We start from the raw sequence: 20743 nt of genomic DNA on the forward strand, positions 1-20743 counted from the left end.
AGCCGACGATGGTTCGACCCCACGCCCTGGCGGCCTCGCTGCTGCTGTTCGCCACCGCCGCCCCCCTGGCCGAAACCTGGGCCGCCGAGACCCCGGCTGACCTGGTCTCGCGCCTGAGCCTCGAGGAGAAGGCCGCCCAGCTGCAAAGCGCCGCGCCGCCGATCCCGCGCCTGGGGATCCGCGGCTACGAGTGGTGGAACGAGGGTTTGCATGGCCTGGCCCGCAACGGTCCGGCCACGGTCTTTCCCCAGGCCATCGGCCTGGCGGCGACCTGGGACGAGGGCCTGATGGGCCGGGTCGGCGAAGCGGTGTCGACCGAGGCGCGGGCCAAGTTCAACGCCGTCGGCGACCGCGACCCGGGCCGCTACGAGGGCCTGACGATCTGGTCGCCGAACATCAACATCTACCGCGATCCGCGCTGGGGGCGAGGGCAGGAGACCTATGGCGAGGACCCGCACCTGACCGGGACCCTGGCCGCCGCCTTCGTGCGGGGGATCCAGGGGCCTGATCCGCGGCGCCCCCGCGCCATCGCCACGCCCAAGCACTTCGCGGTCCATTCGGGACCCGAAGCCGGCCGCCATGGCTTCGATGTCGATGTCTCGCCGCAGGACCTGGAGGCCACCTACCTGCCGGCCTTCCGCCAGGCGGTGGTCGAGGGCGGCGCGCGGTCGGTGATGTGCGCCTACAACGCCATCCACGGGTTCCCGGCCTGCGCCTCGCCGCTGCTGCTGGACCAGACCCTGCGCCACGACTGGGGCTTCAAGGGCTTTGTCGTCTCCGACTGCGACGCGGTCGACGACATGACCCAGTTCCACTATTTCCGCCTCGACAACGCCGCGTCGTCGGCTGCGGCTCTGGTGGCTGGCGACGACCTGAACTGCGGCAACGCCTACGCCCAGTTGCCGGCGGCGGTCCGCCGGGGCGATCTCGATGAGGTCGTCATCGACCGCGCCGTTGTCCGGCTGTTCGAGGCCCGCGCCGCGCTCGGCGCACTGCTGGCGCCGGATCCGGCCAACCCCTACGCCAGGATCGGCGCCGACGCCGTGAACAGTCCCGCTCACCGCGCCTTGGCGCTGGAGGCGGCCCGCAAGTCGATCGTGCTGCTGAAAAACGATAGGAAGCGCCTGCCGTTGGCCGCGACGACCAAGATCGCGGTGATCGGGCCGGACGCCGACGCCCTGGAGGTGCTGGAGGCCAACTATCACGGCACTGCGGTCGACCCGGTGACGCCGCTGCAGGGTCTGCGCGCCCAGTGGGGGAAGGGGAACATCCGCTACGCCCAAGGCTCGACCGTGGCCGAGGGCGTGCCCGTCGCCGTGCCGGAAACCGCGCTGCGCACCGGCGTCGGCCCGGACGCGGTCCAGGGGCTGACCGGCGCCTATTTCGACGATCCGGCGCTGGTCGGCGCGCCGCGCGTCACTCGCACCGACCGGGTCGTCAATTTCGACTGGGACCGCGCCGCGCCGGCGCCGGGCCTGGATCCCACGCGCTACGGCGTGCGCTGGACCGGCGCGCTGGTTCCGCCGGGGCCTGGCCAGTACGCCCTGGTCGTCGGCGTCGCCCGCTGCTTTGACTGCAAAGGTCACGACCCGGTCCGGCTCTGGGTCGACGACAAGCTGGTGGTCGACGACGACGGCTCGGGCAAGGCGGTCGAGGCCGTACTGAACTTCGCCGACGCACGTCCGCGCCGCATCCGCCTGGAGTTGTCGCACACCGGCGAGGACCAGGGCGTGCGACTGCAATGGCGCGCCCCGGCCGCGCCGCAACTGGCCGAGGCGGTCAAGGCCGCCGCCCAGTCCGACGTCGTGGTGGCGGTCGTCGGCCTGTCGCCCGACGTCGAGGGCGAGGCGCTGCAGGTCGCCGTGCCGGGCTTTGACGGCGGCGATCGCACCGACATCGCGCTACCCGCGCCGCAACGGCGGCTGCTGGAGGCGCTGGTCGCCACCGGCAAGCCCCTGGTCGTGGTGCTGACCGCCGGCGGCGCGGTCGAGCTTGACTGGGCCAAGACCCACGCCGACGCGATCCTGGCGGCCTGGTATCCGGGACAGTCCGGCGGCGTCGCCATCGCCGAGACCCTGGCCGGCTTGAACAATCCGTCCGGCCGTCTACCGGTGACCTTCTACAAGTCGGCGCGTGACCTGCCCCCCTTGGTCGAATACGCGATGAAGGGGCGGACATATCGCTATTTTGAGGGCGAACTGACCTATCCGTTCGGCTACGGCCTCAGCTACACGCGCTTCGACTACGGCGCACCGAGCCTGTCGACCGCGACGCTGAAGGCCGGCGAGGATCTGGTCGTCGAGGCGCAGGTGGCCAATATCGGCGACCGGGCTGGCGACGAGGTGGTCCAGGCGTATCTGACCCCGCCCAGGCCGGCGGACTATCGCGGCCGGCAGGCCGATCGGCTGCTGCTGCGGACCTTGGTGGGCTTCGACAGGGTGACGCTGAAGCCGGGCGAACGCGGCAAGGTGCGGTTCGTGCTGTCGCCCCGCGACCTTTCGCAGGTCGCCCGTAACGGCGCGCGGGCGGTGGTCCCCGGTCAGTACACGCTGTTCGTGGGCGGCGGGCAGCCGGGCAAAGGGCCTGGTCACGAGGTGAACTTCACGATCGAAGGCCAGCAGGAGCTCCCGCGATGAGTCTCAGTCTCTCCCGTCGCCAGGCCCTGCTGGCCGGCGCGGCCGCGGCCCTGGCCGCCACGCCGGCGAAGGCAGCTCCGTTCATCTCGCACCGGCCTCCGGTCGAGGCCCGGCGCTTCGCCAGCCCGGCTGTCGAGACCCTGATCCGCCAAGTGAAGGCCAAGATCGCCGATCCCGATCTGGCCTGGCTGTTCGAGAACTGCTTCCCCAACACCCTGGACACCACGGTCTTCCTTGGCGAAGCCGGCGGCAAGCCGGACGCCTTCGTGGTCACCGGCGACATCGATTGCATGTGGCTGCGGGATTCCTCGGCGCAGGTCTGGCCCTACCTGCCGCTGGCCGCCAAGGCGCCGGAGTTGCGGACCCTGTTCCGCGGCGTGATCGGCCGGCAGGCCCGCTGCATCCTGATCGACCCCTACGCCAACGCCTACATGCGCGACCCGGCGGCGCGGACGAACCTGAAGTGGTCGCAGCAGGACGTCACCGAGATGCGGCCCGGCGTCGGCGAACGCAAGTGGGAGGTCGACAGCCTCTGCTATCCGATCCGCCTGGCCCACGGCTATTGGCGCGCAACCCGCGATCCCGCCCCATTCGATGCCGAGTGGCGCCAGGCCATGGCCGTGGTGGTGCGCACCTTCCGGGAACAGCAGCGCAAGACCGATCCCGGTCCCTATAGCTTCCAGCGGCCGAGCACCCTGGCGACTGAAACCCTGATGCTGGAGGGCAGGGGGGCGCCGACCCGCAAGGTTGGGCTGATCCACTCGATGTTCCGGCCGTCCGACGACGCCTGCGTCTATCCCTTCCTAATCCCGTCCAACCTGTTCGCCGCCGCCAGCCTGCGGCAGTTGGCGGAACTGGCGACCGAGGTCATGCACGACACGGCCTTCGCCTCCGACTGCGCGGCCTTCGCCGACGAGGTGACGGCCGCGCTGCACGCCCACGGCCTGACCCGCGACGCCGACGGCCAGCCGATCTGGGCGTTCGAGGTCGACGGCTTCGGCAACGCGGTCTTCATGGACGACGCCAATGCGCCGGGTCTGCTGAGCCTGGCCTATCTGGGCTGCGTCCCGCACGACGACCCGATCTTCCGCCGCACCGCGCGTTTGGCCTGGAGCGACCGTAATCCGTACTTCTTCAAGGGGCGAGCGGCGGAAGGGATCGGCGGACCCCATGCCGGCCTCGACATGATCTGGCCGATGTCGATCATCATGCGGGCGCTGAACGCCCTGAACGACGGCGACGACGCCACGGTTCTGGCCTCGTTGCGGACCCTGAAGGCCACCCACGCCGGCACGGGCTTCATGCACGAGGCCTTCCACAAGGACGACCCGACCAAGTTCACCCGTGACTGGTTCGCCTGGGCCAACACCCTGTTCGGCGAGCTGATCGTCGAGATCGCCGACCGCCGGCCCGCTCTGCTGGCCCGCCCTCTGGACCCGACCGCATGACCCAAGTTCCCACCCTCGATCGCCGCGCCCTGATGGCAGGAGCCGGCCTCGCCGGGCTCGCCGCCGCCGCGCCCGCCCGTTCAGCGCCGCGCAAGGCGCTCTGCGACTTCGTCGACCCGTTCATCGGCACGGGCGGCCATGGCCACACCTATCCGGGCGCCACCCTGCCGTTCGGCATGGTGCAACTGAGCCCCGACACCAGCAACAACGGCTGGGATTCCTGCTCGGGCTACCACCAGCAGGACGGCTCGATCATGGGCTTCTCGCACACCCACCTCAGCGGAACGGGCTGCGCCGACCTGCTGGACGTGCTGGTAGTTCCCGCCACCGGTCCGGTGCTGCTGACGCCGGGCGAACCCGGCAAGCCGGACGAAGGCTACCGCTCGCGCTACGACCGGGCCAGCGAGCACGCCTCGCCGGGCTACTACAAGGTCCGCCTGACCGACACGCGGATCGACGCCGAGCTGACCGTCGCCGAGCGGGTGGGTCTGCACCGCTACACCTTTCCCAAGGGCGAGCCCGGGCACCTGCTGATCGACCTGCAGCATGGCCAGAAAGACTGGTGGGAGAAGTCGCCCGAGACCCGGGTCAAGAACGCCAGCCTGCGCCTGGTCGGCGATGACACGCTGGTCGGCGCCCGCCAGGTGTTCCAGTGGGCGCCGGGGCGCTGGATCTATTTCGCCCTGAAGCTGTCGCGGCCGTTCAAGGAGGCCCAGCTTTATGCCGCGGACCAGCCGCTGGCCGCCGAGACACGCGAGGCCAAGGGCGAGAACCTCAAGTGCGTGCTGCGCTATCCCGACGCCGGCGAGGCTCCGCTGCTGGTCAAGGTCGGCCTGTCGGGCGTCGACATCGAAGGGGCGCTGGCCAACCTGCAGGCCGAGGCGCCCGACTGGAACTTCGACGACGCGCGGCGTTCCGCCCGCGAGACTTGGGAAAAGGCCTTGTCGTCGATCCGCATCGACGGCGCGTCCGAGACCGACGCGAAGATCTTCTACACGGGCCTCTATCACAGCCTGCTGGCGCCGACCTTGTTCAGCGACGTCGATGGCCGTTATCGGGGCATGGACCAGAAGGACCATAAGGCGCCGGCTGGCCGCCGCAACTACAGCACCTATTCCCTGTGGGACACCTACCGGACCCTGCATCCGCTGTTGACCCTAGCCCAGCCGGCCCGCGCCGCGGACGTGGTCGCCGGCCTGGTGCCGATGGCCGAGGAGAGCCCCAAGGGGCCGTCCGTCTGGCCGCTGCAGGGGATCGAGACCGGCACCATGAACGGCTGGCACGCGGCCGTCGTCCTGGCCGAGGCGCAGGGCAAGGGCCTGGGCGGCCTGGATCCGGTCCGCACCTGGAAGGCGTTCCGCAAGCGGGCCTTCGACGACGATGTGCTGGGCCTGGACTGGTACAAGCGCCTGGGCTTCATCCCGGTCGACGAGGTCATGGAAGGCGCCAGCCGTACGCTGGAATACGCCTATGACGACTGGGCCATGGCGCACCTGGCCGCCGCGGCGGGGGCCCATGAGGACGCCAAGGCCCTGCTGGCCCGCTCGCGCAACTATCGCAACCAGTTCGACGCCGCGACCCAGTTCATGCGTCCCCGCAACGCCGACGGCTCGTGGGTGACGCCGTTCGAGCCGCGGGCCATCGGCCACATGGAAAAGTGGCGCGACTTCACCGAGGCCAATGCGTGGCAGGCGACGTTCCTGACCCAGCACGACCTCTACGCCTACATGGAGCTGTTCGGCGGCGAGAAGGGCCTGGAGGCCAAGCTCGACGCGCTGTTCACCGCCAGTTCGGAGATGCCGCCGGGCTCGCCGCCCGACATCGCCGGCCTGGTCGGCCAGTACGCCCACGGCAACGAGCCCTGCCACCACGTGGCCTATCTCTACGCCTATTGCGGCGCGCACCATAAGACCCAGGCCCAGGTCCGGATGCTGCTCAAGAGCCAATATCAGGCCAAGCCCGACGGCCTGTCGGGCAACGAGGACTGCGGCCAGATGAGCGCCTGGTACGTGATGAGCGCCCTGGGGCTCTATCCGGTCGATCCGGTCATGGGCGCCTATGTCTTCGGCTCGCCGCTGTTCCCGCGCGCCGAGATCGCGGTGGGGCAGGGGCGCAAGCTGGTGATCGAGGCCCAGGGCGTCGCGCCGGACCGCTTCTACATCCAGTCGGCGACCTGGAACGGCGCGCCGCACGATCGCTGTTGGATCGGCCACGACGAACTGGTCAAGGGCGGGCGGCTGGTGTTCCGGATGGGCGAACGGCCGAACCCGGCGTTCGGCGCGGCGCGCTCGTCGCGTCCGCCCTCGGCGCCGAAGTTCGCGTGACGCCGAGGCCTGGCTGATCCCCGATCCCGTTTCTTCCCCCGTTCCTCACTGGCCGGAGCCGAACGATGCGCCCCGAACTTCACCTTTCCCGCCGCCGCCTGATGCTGGCCGGCGCGGCCGCGTCGGCCCTGCCGGGCATGGCCTTCGCGGCCGGCCTGACGCCCTATGGCGCGACGCCGTCGGCCCGGCAACTGGCCTGGCATGGGCTGGAGACCTACGGCTTCGTCCACTTCTCGATCAACACCTTCACCGATCGCGAATGGGGCTATGGCGACGAGTCGCCGGCCCTGTTCAACCCAACCGACTTCAGCGCTGACCAGATCGTCGCCGCGGCCAAGGCGGGTGGACTAAAGGCCCTGATCCTGACGGCCAAGCACCATGACGGCTTCTGCCTCTGGCCCAGCCGGTTCACCGAACACAGCATCAAGAACAGTCCCTACAAGGGCGGCAAGGGCGACATCGTCCGGGAGATGTCCGAGGCCTGCGCGCGCGGAGGGCTGAAGTTCGGCCTCTACCTGTCGCCCTGGGATCGCAATCACGCCGACTACGGCCGCCCCGAATACGTCACCCACTACCGCAACCAGCTGCGCGAGCTGCTGACGCAGTACGGTCCGCTGTTCGAGGTCTGGTTCGACGGAGCCAATGGCGGCGACGGCTATTACGGCGGCGCCCGCGAGGTGCGAAAGATCGGCCCCAACTACTACAACTGGCCTTCAATCATCTCTTTCGTCCACGAGTTGCAACCCATGGCCGTGACGTTCGACCCAAAGGGCGCGGACCTGCGCTGGGTCGGCAACGAGCGCGGCTTCGCCGGCGATCCGTGCTGGGCGACGATGGACGATGGGCCCTACACCGAGGCCAAGGGCACCAGCGGCGTGCGCGGCGGATCGGTGTGGTGGCCGGCCGAGGTGGACGTCTCCATCCGCCCCGGCTGGTTCTGGCACGCCTATGAGGACGCCGAGGTAAAGTCCGCCGGGCGGCTGCAGAAGATCTATTTCGAGTCCGTCGGCCGCGGCGCGAACCTGCTGCTCAACCTGCCGCCGGATCGCCGGGGCCGCATTCCCGACGAGGACGTCGCCGCCCTGACCGCTTGGGGCAGCGCCCGGCGCGCGTTGTTCGCCCGCAATCTCGCGGACGGCGCCCGGGCCCAGGCCAGCAACATCCGCGCCGGCCATGCCGCCGCGAACGTTCTGGATAGCGCCCGCGATACCTATTGGGCCTGCGACGAGGGCGCGACGACGCCTGAGCTGACCCTGACCTTGCCGCAGGCGCGGACCTTCGACGTCGTGCGCCTGCGCGAGCACCTGCCGCTGGGCCTGCGGGTGACCGAGTTCGCCCTGGACGTCTGGGATGGAGGCTGGCGCGAGATCGCCCGACATCAGGGGATCGGGGCTCAGCGGCTGGTGCGACTGGCCGCCCCGGTCTCGACGCGCAAGCTGCGCCTGCGGGTGCTTGACGCGCCGGCCGGCCCGGCGATCAGCGAGATCAGTTTGTTCAAGCAGCCGGTCCTGGTCGATTCGCCGGCCATCCAGCGCGACCGCGAGGGGTTGGTGTCTATCATCGGCGACGCCCCGGGGCTGGAGCTGCGCTATACGGTGGACGGCTCTCCGCCGACGCGCGACGCCTTCCGCTTCAATGGACCTTTCCCGCTACCCGAGGGCGGACGGGTCCGAGCTATTGCGATCGAGCCGGCCAGCGGCGTGACCAGCGCGCCGGCGCGACGGGCCTTCGACGTGCGGAAATCCGACTGGCGCATCGCCCAGGCCAGCGCTCCGGGCGCCGAGGCGCTGATCGACGACGAACGCGGCACCGTCTGGCGGGCGCCGGTTCCCGCGGTCGTGGTGCTGGATCTGGGACAGGCCAGGTCGCTGTCCGGCTTTACGCTGCAACCAGCCTGGGACCGACCACAGGGCGCGGGCGCGCCGGCGGGCTATCGGGTCGCGACCAGCGCCGATGGCGTCGCCTGGACGACGGCGGGCGAGGGCGAATTCGCCAACATCGCGGCCAGCCTGGCGCCTCAGCGCGTGGCCTTCGCTCGTCGAGAAGGGCGGTATCTAAAACTGGAAGTGACGCGGGCGGCGGCGGATGAGGCGCAAGTCGCGTTCGCCGAACTGGGAGTCGTCACCTTGGACGACGCGTAAGCCTGCCTGACGCGTTTCTTCACGCGAAACCCGTTCCGGCTCGCGTGAAGAAACGGCTTGCAGACAGATGCTTGCTGACGTCAGGCACGAGCCGCGTCGTCCTGGGACGACGCGGCTCGCTCACCTCAGAAGTTGTATTGCAGGCTGATGTTCACAGCCCGGCCCAGCGGATCATAGAGACCCGTATAGGTGTTGGGATTGTTGGTGGTGCCGTCGACGAAGGTCGCGGGGACGACGGGGGGCGACTTGTCGAACAGGTTGTTGATCGCGATCCGCGCCGTCATGTCCTTGATCACCATCACCGACGCCGCCAGGTCGAAATAGCTGTAGGCCTTCATCTTGGTCAGGATCTTGTAGCCCTGCGGACCGGCGCCGCCGTTCAGGGCGTTGTCGGTGCTGTTGGCCGAAAGCTTGGTGTCGCCGATATAGCGCCAAGCGAGCGAGATGTTGCTGTTGCGCCACGGCGTGCTCCAGGTGGCGCGCGCGTTATGCGCCCACTTGGGGGCCGGGGCGTAGCAGCTGGGCTGGCCGTAGTAGCCCGCGCAGTCCTGAACCGGGGTGGTCGGCGAATCCTGGCCCTTGCTGTTGATCAGCAGCGTGCCGATCATGCTCAGGTCCATGCGGCCGTACTTGCCGATGTCGAAGTTGTAGCTGACCTGGAAGTCGTCGGCCTTGTAGTTGAGGATGTTGGTGTTCTCGGTGCCGCCGGAGATGAAGCCGGTGGTCGGCGAGGTGCCGTCCAGACGCCCGGTCGTCGGGTCGCGCTTGACGAAGCGGCAGTAGTATTGGAGGCCGGTGGTCAGGCAGTTCGACAGGGCGACATTGGCGTCGATATAGCCGATGAAGTCCTTAACCTTGATGTCGACGTGGTCGATCGAGATCAGCAGACCGGGCACGGCCGACGGCGTGTAGACCAGGCCCAGGGTCTGGGTGATGGCCTTCTCGGGCAGCAGGTTGATATTGCCGCCGCCGGCATAGCGGCGGCAGCCGTCGGCGCCGCAGTCCTGGATCGACTTGTTGGCGTATTGGGCGGCGGTGACGCCGGTGTTGGCGCACTGGGCCGCCGTCGCCGCGCCGGGCTGGCTGAGCGAGGTCGTCGAGCAGGGATCGACGCCGTTGTAGCTGAAGTTCCGCGGCGAATAGAGCTCGGAGATGTTCGGGGCGCGGGCGGCCGTGTTGTAGCTGAACCGCACGAGAACATCGCTGACCGGGCGATAGAGGCCTTCGACCTTGTAGGTGTAGAGTTCCTTCTTCTGATTGTCGTACTTGGACGCGCGGCCGCCGGTGTTGAACACCAGGCTCTTGACCAGCGGCAGGTCGTTGGCGATCGGCAGCTGCGCCTCGCCATAGACTTCCTTGACGCCGTAGTGGCCGCCGGTGGTGCTGAACCAGCCCTCGTAATCGATGGTCGCCTGGTCGGCGACGACCTTCAGGCTTTCGCGGCGGTACTCGCCGCCCAGGGCGACGGCGACGCCTTCGTTGGCCCACGGGCTCTTGATCCCGTATTGGCCCAGGTCGCCGGCGATGTTGGCCGTCACGTCCCGCTGCTCGACGACGTTCGTCCAGCGATAGTTGTCATAGATGTACGGATAGACCTTGGGGTCGATCTTGTTGGCCTGGAAGATGTTGGCGGCGACGCAGTTGGTGTCGGTCTTGTCGACCACCGACTGACAGGTCGGCGTGCCGTTGACGTTGACGACGTTCACGGCGTTGGCGAAGCGCGTGCTGTTGATCTCGTTGCGATCGGACAGCGTGTTCTCGACCCGCGAGGCGATGAAGTTGACGTCATAGTGCCAGCCGTCGAACAGGTCGCCCTTCGCGCCGGCGCTGACCCGATAGTCGGCATTGACGATGCGGTTGCGAACCGGCGTGCTGCCCGGTCCTTCCTGCAGCAGATAGTAATGAGCGCCGACGACGCTCGAACTGCCGGCCGCCCCGCCGCAGAGGCTCTGAGCCTGACTGGCCGACAGGAAGGGATTGCTGCAATTGATGCTGACGTCCTGATCGAAGGCGCCGGACTGCTGCTCGATGGAGACGTCGCGCATCACCAGCAGGTTGCTGTAGACCTCGAGCGCGTCGTTGAAGCGATAGTTGGCGAACAGGCCGCCGGTGAATCGCTTGTCGGCGCGGATGAAATTCCAATCCTTGCGGGTGTTGCTGGCGTAGTCGGAGGAATTGGCGGTCGAGACGAAGCTCTGGGTGCCGTCCTTGTTGACATAGTAGCCGTTGTTGGCGGTGTCGAGGCGGCCCCAGGGCGTGTAGCTGGTGTTGACCGAGCACGACAGCGCGGTGGTGGTGTTGGCCACCCGGCAGGATGAATAGTCGCGTTCACGCCACTTCACCGGCTTCTGGTCGCGATAGTCGGCGAAGACGCTGATATTGCCGTCGCCGTCGGCGAAATTCTTGCCGGCGGCGAAATTGATGTTCCACCGGCCGCCGTCTGTCACGTGCTTCGAGGGTAGCGGAAAGTTCGGATACTGCGAGATCAGCGACCGCATGGCGGTGTTGTCGTTGGTGTGCTGGTAGAAGCTGTAGGACGAGTTGACCTGCACGCCGTCGAACTTCTTGTTCAGCACGAAGTTGACCACGCCGGCCACGGCGTCCGAGCCGTAGGTCGAGGACGCGCCGCCCGACAGCACGTCGACGCGCGAGATCAGGGCCACCGGCACGATGTTGAGGTCGATGGCCTGCACGGGCAGCAGGCGCTCGCCGTCCAGCAGGACCAGCGTGCGCTGGTTGCCCAGCCGGCGCAGGTTGACCTTGGCCTGACCGCCATTGTCGAAGCCAGCGCCGAACTGGTTGTTGTCGGCCCGAACCTGCGGAAGGCGGTTGAGGGCGTCCTCGATGTTCACCACGCCCTGGAACTGCAGTTCCTGCTTGTCCATGCTGACGATCGGCGCCGCCGACTGGGCGTTCGGGCGGCGGATGCGCGTGCCGGTGACGATGACCGCCTCGACCGTGTCGCCCTTGTCGGCCTTCGTTTCGGCCTGTTGGGCCTGTGCCGCCTGGGAGAAGGCCAGGGCCGACATGGCGATCGACGCCATGAGTCCCGCTTTGAACCGAGCAGATTTGCCAACCATCTTGATAGACCCCTAGGCGCGGGTGAATTCCCGGCGTCCCCTAGAGGTCAAGACGGACGCCCGCTGCGGTTCCTTGGGCGAATTGACGAATTTATGTGATTTTCACGACAATCCTTGTCCGCCGCCGGCGCCGCCGTTGGGCGGCCTCGAAATTGGCGGTTCGCTGCACCTTCCAAAGGCAGGGGCGAAAAAGGGGAGGGCGGACAGTGTTCTTGACTCGTCGCCCCCTGAGGGCGCCCCTAATAGCGCCGCTTGCCTCAGAGTCGCCCCTCCCGATGATCGACCAGACCGCGCCAAAATCTACGGCGTCGCCCGCACGGCCGCTGCTCGGCCTTTCGAGGCAGGGCGCGCCGTGACGTCCAATCGGGAACACATCGTCAGATGGGTCGCCGAGCAGGTCATGCCGCACGAGGCGGGGGTGCGCGCCTGGTTGCGTCGCGCGCGCGTGCCCGCCGACGAGATCGACGACCTGATGCAGGAGGCCTACGCCAAGCTGGTCGGCTTGCAGCAGGTCGACCAGATCGAGAGCCCGGACGGCTATTTCTTCCAGGTGGTTCGCAACCTGCTCACCGACAAGCTGCGGCGCGCCAAGGTGGTTCGCATCGAGGCGGTTACGGAAATCGAAGCGCTGTCCGTCTGTTCAGATGAGCCTTCACCCGAACAGGCCACGGCCGCGCGTCGCGAACTGTCCAGGGTGCAGGCCCTGATCCAAGCTTTGCCGGAACGCTGCCGGCGGGTATTCGAATTGCGAAAGGTGCTGGGCGTGCCGCAACGTGAAATCGCTCGACGGCTGGGCATCAGCGAAAGCGCCGTCGAGAACGAGGCGGTCAAAGGCATGCGCTTGATCATGCGCGCGCTTGAGGAAGAGGGCGCCGACTTGCGCGGCGACCGGATGAGAAAGACGAATGACCGATCGCGAAAAGGCTGAGGATATCGAGGCGGAAGCCGCCCGATGGGTCTGGCGATTGGACCGCGACGGCCGCGCCCCGGAACTGGAAGCTCAGCTCGAGGCCTGGCTCGAGGGCGACGCGCGCCGCCGCGGCGCCTTCCTGAAGGCCGAGTCGGTCTGGACCTTGCTGGACCGGGCGCGGGAAACCGGGTCGCGGCCGCTCGCCAGGCCTGCGCGGCCAGTGTCGCGCCGCGCGCTGCTGGCCGGCGCGGGCGGAGCGATCGCGGCGGCGATGGTCGGGGCCGGGGTCCTGATCCTGCGCGAGGAGCGATTCAGCACCGGCCTCGGCGAGGTTCGCCGCGTGCCGTTGGGGGACGGCTCGGCCGTCGCCATCAACACCGCCTCGGCTGTGGAGGTGGCTTTCCGGCGGACGCAGCGCACGGTTCGTCTGCAGGAGGGCGAGGCCTGGTTCCAGGTCGCTCACGACGTCCAGCGGCCGTTCGTGGTCGAGGCCGGCTCGGTCCGCGTGCGCGCCGTCGGCACGGCTTTCTCGGTGCGGCGACGGGCGAACGGCGCCGACGTCCTGGTCACCGAGGGGGTCGTCGAGGTCTGGGCCGAGGGGGCGACCCGTCCCCCCGCCCGCCTGAAGGCCGGGCAGAGCGCCTTCGTCGACGCGACCGCCGTCGTTCGGCCGGCGCTCGCCGGGCCCGAAGCCGTCGATCGAAAGCTGGAATGGCGTTACGGAAAGATCGACCTGGCCGGCGAGACCCTGGGCGAGGCGGTGGCCGATTTCAATCGCTACAACGACCGCAAGCTGGTTATCGCCGATCCGGGCATCGCCAGCGAGCGGCTCTATGGCGCCTTCAACACGGGCGGTCCGGACGCGTTTGCCGCGGCGGTCGGCGCCAGCCTGGGCGTCGAGGTCGAGGTCCGCGACAGCGAAATCATCCTGGGTCGGAGGCGTACATCATAGCCGCGCCGACCGTTCCCGAAGATGTCGCGCAGGGTGCGGGCGCATCGCCTTGCTCCGGGTCGAAAACGTGGTCTTCGCCTGGGCGCCGGCGACGCCTTCTGGTCTGCCTGGTCGCGATCGGGGCGGGGTTGGCCCAGCCGGCCCTGGCGGGCGTGAAGACCTTCCACATCAAGGCCCAGGACGCCGGACCGGCCGCGACGGAATTCGCCCGCCAGGCGGATGTGCAACTGGTGCTGTCCGCCGCCGCGGCCAGAGGCAAGCGCACCAACGCCGTGAACGGCGCCTTCGACGTCGGCGAGGGGCTGGAACTGATGCTGAAAGGCACGGGTTTGCGGGCGCGTCGGCTAGCGCCGGGGATCTATGTCGTCACCCAGGAGGCCAGGGCTCCGCCGGTGAAGCCCGTGGCAGTCCCGCTAGGCGCGCCGCCCGAACTGGTCACGCCATCGCCCATCGACGCGTTGGTGGTGACGGGCACGCGCATCCGTCGGGCCAACACCGCCGCGGCCGCGCCGGTGACGACCCTGTCCCAGGCAGACCTGCGCCTGGGCGGCGTGCTTAATCTGGAGGAGGCGATCAACCGGCTGCCCGAGGCGCGCGCCGACACGACGCAGTTCACCAACGGCTCGGACGCCGACGGCCGGGCCCAGATCAACCTTCGCAACCTGGGTCATCAAAGGACCCTGATCCTGCTGGATGGCGAACGCCTGGCGCCCGTGCAGGCGGTCGACCTCAACATCATACCGGCCGCCCTGGTCAAGCGCATCGACATCCTGACCGGCGGCGCCTCGACCGCCTACGGCTCGGACGCGGTGGCCGGGGTCGCCAACTTCGTGCTGGATCGCGATTTCGAGGGCGTCCGGATCGACGGCGGCTACAGCGTCTACCAGCACGCCAACGACGATGTCGCGGTTCGCGGCGTGGCCGCCCGCTTCGCCAATGTGAAGACCCCGGCTTGGCGCAAGACCGACGGCGTCCGCAAGGATTTGACGATCGCGGCGGGGACGCGGTTCGCGGGAGGGCGCGGCGAGATCGCGCTTTTCGGCGCCTACCGCAGCCAGGATCCCGTCCAGTGGAAGGACCGCGACTTCTCCGCCTGCCGGATCGTCGCGGCCGAGACCGACGGCGGGCCATCCTGCGCGGTCAGCACGCTCTACACGCACCACGGCCGGTTTCGGCCGATCACCGGTCCCTCGGCGGGGCAGGTCTTCTACACCGGCGCGGACGGCGTGTTCGCGCCGGAAGCCGACGGCGACCTCTACGCGACCAACACCCGCGAGAGCTTCAACTTCATGAGGTCCGACGAGCGCCGATCGGCGGGCGCCTTCATGAATTTCAAGGCCTCCGAGGCCGCCGAATTCCACGCCAGCCTGCTCTACATGAAGGACGCGACCTACAGCCAGTTCTACCCCTACATCAACACCGCCGACGTCCCGACGGGCGGCTTCCAGATCAACTGCCGCAACCCGTTCCTGTCGGCCAGCCAGGCGGCGTTGCTCTGCGGTCCGGCGGCCGGATCGAGCCAGTTGGTCTCCACCGCATACACCGCGATCATGAGCGGTCCCGCCACCCGGCCGCTACGCGCCGAGGCGATCAACCAGGACTACCGGATCAGTCTGGGCGTCGGCGGCGAGGTGTTCGAGCATTGGCGCTACGACCTGTCGGCGATCCGCTCGGTGGTGTTCAGCTCGCTGTCCGACAGCAACGAGATCGACCCGGTCCGGCTCAACAACGCCCTGAACGTCGAACTGGTCGATGGAGCCCCGACCTGCGTCGCCAAGCTCAGCGGCGTCGATCCGGCCTGCGTGCCAGCCGACATCTTCCGGCAGAACGGATTGGATCCGCGCTTCTACGCCTACGCTTATCGCGACTATGTCTGGGCCAACCATTATGGCCAGACGGATCTTGTCGCCAACCTGTCGGGGGACCTGACCGGCTATGGCGCGAAGAGTCCGTGGGCCAACCGGGGCCTCGCCGTGGCGCTTGGCCTCGAATATCGGGCGGACTCCCTCAAGCAGAAAATCGATGCGGCGACACTGGCCTTCGAGCAGTTGAGCCCGCCGTTACGCGGCCGGCAGTCGGTCTATGAGATCTATGGCGAGATGCAGGCGCCGATCGCCGAGGGACGGCGCGGAGTCGAACGCCTGGAGGTCAATGCGGGCGTTCGATATTCCAAGTACGATACCGACGACGACCTTCTGGCCACCCGAAAATACGAGCTGCAGTATCAGCCCACGCGCGACTGGCTGGTCCGCGCCAGCCTGAACAAGGCCGCCCGGGCGCCGAACATCTCCGAGCTCTATACCGGCTCGAGCTACGGCGTGGTCGGTCTGTCGGATCCCTGCTCGGGCGCTTCTCCCACGGCCAGCCTCGTCGCCTGCCAGCGGACCGGCGTGACGGCCGCCCAGTACGGCCACATCCCCGATTGCCCCGACCATCTGTGCCAGACCTATGGCGGCAACGGGAACCGGAGCCTGCGCGCCGAGAACGCCAGGACCCGGACCATCGGCCTGGTCTATACGCCCCGAGCCCTGCCGGGCTTCAGCCTGTCGGCCGACTACTACCGGATCGCGGTGAAGGGCTACATCGGACCGATCCTGGCCGACAACGTGTTCCGGAACTGCCTGGACAAGGGCGGGGACTACTACTGCCAGTTCGTGCACCGCGCAGCCGACACGGGCGGCCTGTTCGGCAGCCCGGCGACCGGCGGGTACATCGCCGCCGGCGCCCAGAACACCGCCCTGCTGATCAACGAGGGCGTCGACGTCCAGGCGAGCTACGACCTGTCGCTGGGCGCGCTCGGTCGGCTTGGCTTCGACCTGACGGGGGTGCGGCTGGTCACCACCGGCGGCAAGAGCGCGCCGGACGATCCCCTGCACAACTGCGCCGGCTATTTCGGGCCGCCCCAGTGCTACGCGCCCCAGCCGCTTTGGCGCCATAACCTCGGCGTCACCTGGCGGCCGCCTTGGCGCGAGGCGGTCGTGGCCCTGACCTGGCGCCACATCGGCCCGACGCGGCTGGCCGCCAACAGCGCCGATCCGACGATCAACGCGGGCGCGACGCCCTACGCCTATGGGCCGTTCACCAGGCTCGAGGCCTACGACTATATCGACCTCGGGGTCTCGGTGCGGCTGCGCCCAGGCCTGACCGTGCGCGTGGTGGCCAACAACCTGTTCGACAGGACCCCGCCGGTCGTTCCGTCGACCTTCGTGGACGGCACCACCAACAACCCCAACACCTACACCGGAACCTACGACCCGCTGGGGCGCGACCTGCATCTCGCCTTCAGCCTAGGCTTCTAGGCCGGCTCTTTTCCATCCTTTCCTTGAGTTCTGTCATGACGCGTCATCGTCCCTTTATCTCCATAATCGCCATCGCGCTTGGGCTTGCGGCGCCCATCACAGTCGCTTGGGCGCAAGGCGCCGTTCCGGCGGGTTTCGCCGCCCCGCCGCTGCCGGCCTTGGGCGTCAACACAGTCGCCGATGTCGAGCCGCGCGTTCCGCGGCCGCCCGGAGAGCCCTGCGTCGCGCCGCTGTTCGCCCCACGGCAATTCGAGGGCGTGGAGCCGGTCGCTTTCGCCTACGCGCCGCCCGCCGGCTGTCGCGGCCCCTGGGCCAAGGTCGTGCTGGAAGCCGATTTCGACGTCAGCGCCGGCCGGCAGTTCGACCGCACCGCCATCATCCACCTGGGCGGCGTGAACCTCTATTACGGCACCACGATGGAGCCACGAAAGGCCATCGCGCCGGCCTGGCATGTGGAGCGGGACGTGAGCGACTACGCCGCTCTGCTAACCCAGCCGGGCGCCGGCGAGGTGCTGATCGCCAATGTCGTTAACGAAACCTACACCGGACGTCTGACCGCCAGCGCGCGTCTGCTGTTCTATCCCGCCGCAGCCTCGACGTCGCCCCCGGCCGCGCCGCAGCTCGTGCAGCCGATCTCCAACGGCTTGGCCAAGCTCACCAAGGACAACGACCGCCTGGCGCGGACCGTGGTGTTGCCGACCAATGTCGAGCACCTGGCGCTGGACGTCATCGCCCAAGGGCAGGCCGACGACGAGTTCTGGTACGACTGCGTTCCCGACGTCCTGGCTTCCGACAAGGAAGGCCGATGCGGGGGCGGGGCCTTCCGACAGGTGGAGGTGTTCATCGACGGCCAACGCGCCGGCTTGGCCTCGCTGTTTCCCTGGATCTTCACGGGCGGGATCAATCCGTACCTATGGTTCCCCGTCCCCGCGCCGGAGACCTTGAACTTCACGCCGTCCCGGATCGACCTGACGCCGTTCGCCGGCGTGGTGAACGATGGCCGGCCGCATCGCATCGAGGTTTCTGTCCCTGGCGTGCGCAACTACTACCTGGTCACCGCCAGCCTGCTGGTCTGGCGTGACGCCGGGGCCAGCTCGACCCGGGGACGGCTGGTGCGCAACACCCTGACCGCGCCGCGCGAGACCACGGACGCTCGTCGCGTGAAGGCCGACAAGCAGGGCCTCAATGGGCGGATCGACACGCGCCTGGTCCAGGACGGGGAAGTGGCGGGCGTCCTCCAGACCTCCCACGGCGAAGTCGCCACCCGGGTACGCTACGCCATGTCGTTCTCGAACCGCCAGGACTACGTCTCCAACGACAAGGTCCAGATCGGGCGGATGCGACAACTGACGCGCCTGCGGGTCGACACGCGGCGCACCGACCCGTCCGGAACCGCCACCCGTCGGGAAGTCCTGTCCTACCCGTTGAGCACCGTCACCCAGGAGACGGTCACGGTCGACGGGACCGACCAGACCGCCACTGTCGATCTGACCTTGGGCCGGACCGAGCGCGAAGTCGCTTCGGATGGTCGGGTCTGGACCCGCGCGCTCAGCAACCACGTCGCGCCCACCGCCCATGGCCAGTTCAACCGCGCAGCCCGGCGCTTCCAGAACGCTTCGGGATCATCGGTCCAGCGATATCGGCTCGAGGACAGCGCCATCGGTTGCTACGGCCGCACCGTCGTCGTGAAGGACAACGCCGTGGTCACGGCGCGGGACGGATGCTGACCCGAAGGATCGCGACCGGGCGTCTCGCATGAAGCGGACCTGAGACTCCGCGACGGCGTCTGGCCGAGGCCGCTGACATCGGCGGCCGTCGGCCGACGGCGTCGAGACCCGCCATTTTCATGGCCCCAAGAATTTGCTTGGAGAGCGTTACGGTATAACATAATAGAGGCGGGAGCATTCTTTCATGAGGGTCAAATGCGACTGCGTACGATGTTGCTGGCGGCGGCCGGAGCCGGGGGTCTGTTGGCCTGCGCCAGCCAAGCCGGAGCCCAGGATCTAGGCCATTCGGTGTCCGAGGTGGTGATTACCGCTTCCCCCCTGGCGGGTGACCCCGATCGCTTCGCGACGATCGTCGAGCAGGTGAGCCGTGACCAGGTTCTGAGCAACGGCGGGGCCAGCCTGGCCGACGCCCTGCGCAACGTGCCTGGCGTGGCCGGGACGGGCTTCGCGGCCGGCGCCAGCCGTCCAGTCATCCGCGGCATGGACGCCCAGCGCGTGAAGCTGGCCGAGAACGGCCTGTCCAGTTCGGACGTCTCGGACGTCGGGCCCGACCACGGCGTGCCGATCGATCCGCTGGCGGCGCAGCAGATCGAAGTGGTCCGCGGCGCGGCCACCCTGCGCTACGGCAGCCAGGCGATCGGCGGCGTGGTCAACGTCATCAACAACCGCATCCCGCTCAAGCCGATCGACGGGATCGAGGGCGAAACGACGGCGGCCTATTCCACCAGTTCGGCGACGGGCGAGGGCACGGTCAGCCTTGATGCGGGGCAGGGGCCGTTCGCGGTCCACCTGGACGGCTTCGGTCGTCGGGCCAGCAACTACGACACGCCCGACGGCGTGCAGCCCAACTCGTTCTTCCGCGGCAACGGCTATTCCGGCGGCGCGTCCTACTTCTTCGGCGACGACAGCCGCGTCGGCGCCAGCGGCACGCACTACGAAGCGCGCTACGGCATTCCGTCCGACGACACCTTCATCCGCATGAAGCAGGACAAGGGCGCCGTGGGCGGGTCGTTCAAGTTCGGCCAAGGCCTGCTGCAGCGGATCAACGTCGATGCCGGCTACGCCGACTATACCCACAGCGAGATCGATCCCGAGACCAATGCGGTCCTGTCGACCTTCAACAACAAGGAGTGGGACGGCCGCGCCGAAGCGCTGTTCGGCGCCACCGGGCCGCTCTCGGCCTCGGCGCTCGGCGTCCAGTTCCAGGACCGCAAGTTCAGCGCCCTGGGCGAGGGGGCCGACTATCTGCTGCCCACCCACACCCAGAGCGCCGCGGCCTTCGCCTTCGTGGAGGCCCCGATCGGAGCCCTGCAGTTCCAGGGGGCGGCGCGCGTCGAGCGTGTGAAGATCGACGGCACGCCGGCCACGGGGATCGAGACGAGCCGCGACTTCACGCCCTTCAGCCTGTCGGGCGGCTTCACCTACGACGCTTCCGACGCCCTGCGCCTGGGCCTGACGGTCGCCTCGGCGGCGCGGGCGCCGGCCCAGACCGAACTGTTCGCCCGGGGGCCGCACGACGGCCCGGCGACGTTCGAGACCGGCGATCCGGAGCTGAAGATCGAGCGCGCCAATTCTCTGGAGGCGACGGCGCGCTACAAGCTCGGTTCGGAAGGCCGTATCGAGGCCTCGGCCTGGGCCGCGCATTTCGACAACTACATCTACGGCGCGCTGACCGGGCGCCTGTGCGATGAGGACGGGGTCTGCGCGGCTGGCGGCGATGGCGAGCTCAAGGAACTCAACTACGGCCAGCGCGACGCCAACTTCTGGGGCCTTGAGGCCAAGGCGTTCTTCCCGCTGGCCTCGGTGGGCGGCGGCAAGCTGTCGGGCCAGGTGCTGGGCGACTATGTCCGCGCCAAGTTCACGGGCGGCGGCGGCGACGTGCCGCGCATCCAGCCCGGCCGGTTCGGGGGCGGTCTCGACTGGGACAACGACGTCGTCGACGCCAGTTTCCTGGTGCTGGCCGTGTCGTCGCAGGACCATGTCGGCGTGGCCGACCTGGCGACCGACGGCTACACCTCGGTCGACGCCCAGGTCCGCTGGAAGCCGTTCAAGGCCAAGCCGGGGATCGCGTTGACGCTCGTCGGCCACAACCTGGCCGACGAGACGATCCGCAACGCCACGGCGCTGAATAAGGATTCGGTCGTCATGCCGGGCCGCGACGTCCGCCTGGTGCTCAGCGCCAAGTTCTGACCGGGCGCGGCGATCCCGCCTTCCACGAGGCGGGAT

10 protein-coding genes are annotated in these 20743 nt (G+C 68.5%); 9 read left to right on the forward strand and 1 reads right to left on the reverse strand.

The genetic code is table 11. From position 1 onward, the window contains the following. The first annotated feature begins 8 nt into the window (after positions 1 to 8). The 4 genes from J2X41_RS06640 to J2X41_RS06655 all read left to right on the forward strand — a co-directional run bounded on the left by J2X41_RS06640 (position 9) and on the right by J2X41_RS06655 (position 8549). Positions 9 to 2636, forward strand: coding sequence for a glycoside hydrolase family 3 C-terminal domain-containing protein (locus J2X41_RS06640; RefSeq protein ID WP_310080622.1), 2628 nt, complete (start codon positions 9 to 11; stop codon positions 2634 to 2636). After that, positions 2633 to 4084, forward strand: coding sequence for a glycoside hydrolase family 125 protein (locus J2X41_RS06645; RefSeq protein WP_310080624.1), 1452 nt, complete (start codon positions 2633 to 2635; stop codon positions 4082 to 4084). Before J2X41_RS06640 ends, J2X41_RS06645 begins: the two co-directional genes overlap by 4 nt. Next, positions 4081 to 6408: a GH92 family glycosyl hydrolase gene (locus tag J2X41_RS06650; protein WP_310080626.1), complete on the forward strand. Its 2328-nt coding sequence runs from the start codon at positions 4081 to 4083 to the stop codon at positions 6406 to 6408. Before J2X41_RS06645 ends, J2X41_RS06650 begins: the two co-directional genes overlap by 4 nt. Before the next feature lie 65 nt (positions 6409 to 6473). Continuing rightward, complete coding sequence (locus tag J2X41_RS06655) at positions 6474 to 8549, forward strand: alpha-L-fucosidase (RefSeq protein WP_310080628.1); 2076 nt, start codon at positions 6474 to 6476, stop codon at positions 8547 to 8549. A gap of 125 nt (positions 8550 to 8674) precedes the next feature. On the opposite strand, the gene J2X41_RS06660 is transcribed toward J2X41_RS06655, so the two are convergent. Further along, positions 8675 to 11593 carry a TonB-dependent receptor domain-containing protein gene (locus J2X41_RS06660; RefSeq protein ID WP_310080630.1) on the reverse strand — a complete coding sequence of 973 codons (2919 nt, stop codon included), beginning with the start codon at positions 11591 to 11593 and terminating at the stop codon, positions 8675 to 8677. Between the two features lie 436 nt (positions 11594 to 12029). Here J2X41_RS06660 and J2X41_RS06665 point away from each other — a divergent pair, with 436 nt between their 5' ends. The 5 genes from J2X41_RS06665 (at position 12030) to J2X41_RS06685 (ending at position 20707) form a co-directional block, all read left to right on the forward strand. Further along, positions 12030 to 12557, forward strand: coding sequence for a sigma-70 family RNA polymerase sigma factor (locus J2X41_RS06665; RefSeq protein ID WP_310080632.1), 528 nt, complete (start codon positions 12030 to 12032; stop codon positions 12555 to 12557). Further along, complete coding sequence (locus J2X41_RS06670) at positions 12535 to 13491, forward strand: FecR domain-containing protein (protein WP_310080634.1); 957 nt, start codon at positions 12535 to 12537, stop codon at positions 13489 to 13491. The genes J2X41_RS06665 and J2X41_RS06670 overlap by 23 nt, the downstream gene beginning before the upstream one ends. A 128-nt stretch (positions 13492 to 13619) precedes the next feature. Continuing rightward, positions 13620 to 16790 carry a TonB-dependent receptor gene (locus tag J2X41_RS06675; protein ID WP_310080636.1) on the forward strand — a complete coding sequence of 1057 codons (3171 nt, stop codon included), beginning with the start codon at positions 13620 to 13622 and terminating at the stop codon, positions 16788 to 16790. Positions 16791 to 16825: 35 nt separating this feature from the next. Continuing rightward, positions 16826 to 18517, forward strand: a complete 1692-nt coding sequence (locus tag J2X41_RS06680) for a peptide-N4-asparagine amidase (RefSeq protein WP_310080638.1) — start codon at positions 16826 to 16828, stop codon at positions 18515 to 18517. A gap of 195 nt (positions 18518 to 18712) precedes the next feature. Then, on the forward strand, positions 18713 to 20707 hold the full coding sequence (locus tag J2X41_RS06685; protein WP_310080639.1) for a TonB-dependent receptor domain-containing protein: 1995 nt from the start codon (positions 18713 to 18715) through the stop codon (positions 20705 to 20707). Positions 20708 to 20743: the final 36 nt, after the last annotated feature.

The organism is Caulobacter sp. BE254 (genome assembly GCF_031457295.1).
Lineage (GTDB): Bacteria > Pseudomonadota > Alphaproteobacteria > Caulobacterales > Caulobacteraceae > Caulobacter.

What these genes read in the sequence shown, in the direction of transcription:
- J2X41_RS06650 (WP_310080626.1), top strand. Translation starts at nt 4,081, where the DNA reads ATGACCCAAGTTCCCACCCTCGATCGCCGCGCCCTGATGGCAGGAGCC.
- J2X41_RS06665 (WP_310080632.1), top strand. Translation starts at nt 12,030, where the DNA reads ATGCCGCACGAGGCGGGGGTGCGCGCCTGGTTGCGTCGCGCGCGCGTG.
- J2X41_RS06640 (WP_310080622.1), top strand. Translation starts at nt 9, where the DNA reads ATGGTTCGACCCCACGCCCTGGCGGCCTCGCTGCTGCTGTTCGCCACC.
- J2X41_RS06660 (WP_310080630.1), bottom strand. Translation starts at nt 11,593, where the DNA reads ATGGCGTCGATCGCCATGTCGGCCCTGGCCTTCTCCCAGGCGGCACAG.
- J2X41_RS06685 (WP_310080639.1), top strand. Translation starts at nt 18,713, where the DNA reads ATGCGACTGCGTACGATGTTGCTGGCGGCGGCCGGAGCCGGGGGTCTG.
- J2X41_RS06670 (WP_310080634.1), top strand. Translation starts at nt 12,535, where the DNA reads ATGACCGATCGCGAAAAGGCTGAGGATATCGAGGCGGAAGCCGCCCGA.
- J2X41_RS06680 (WP_310080638.1), top strand. Translation starts at nt 16,826, where the DNA reads ATGACGCGTCATCGTCCCTTTATCTCCATAATCGCCATCGCGCTTGGG.
- J2X41_RS06655 (WP_310080628.1), top strand. Translation starts at nt 6,474, where the DNA reads ATGCGCCCCGAACTTCACCTTTCCCGCCGCCGCCTGATGCTGGCCGGC.
- J2X41_RS06645 (WP_310080624.1), top strand. Translation starts at nt 2,633, where the DNA reads ATGAGTCTCAGTCTCTCCCGTCGCCAGGCCCTGCTGGCCGGCGCGGCC.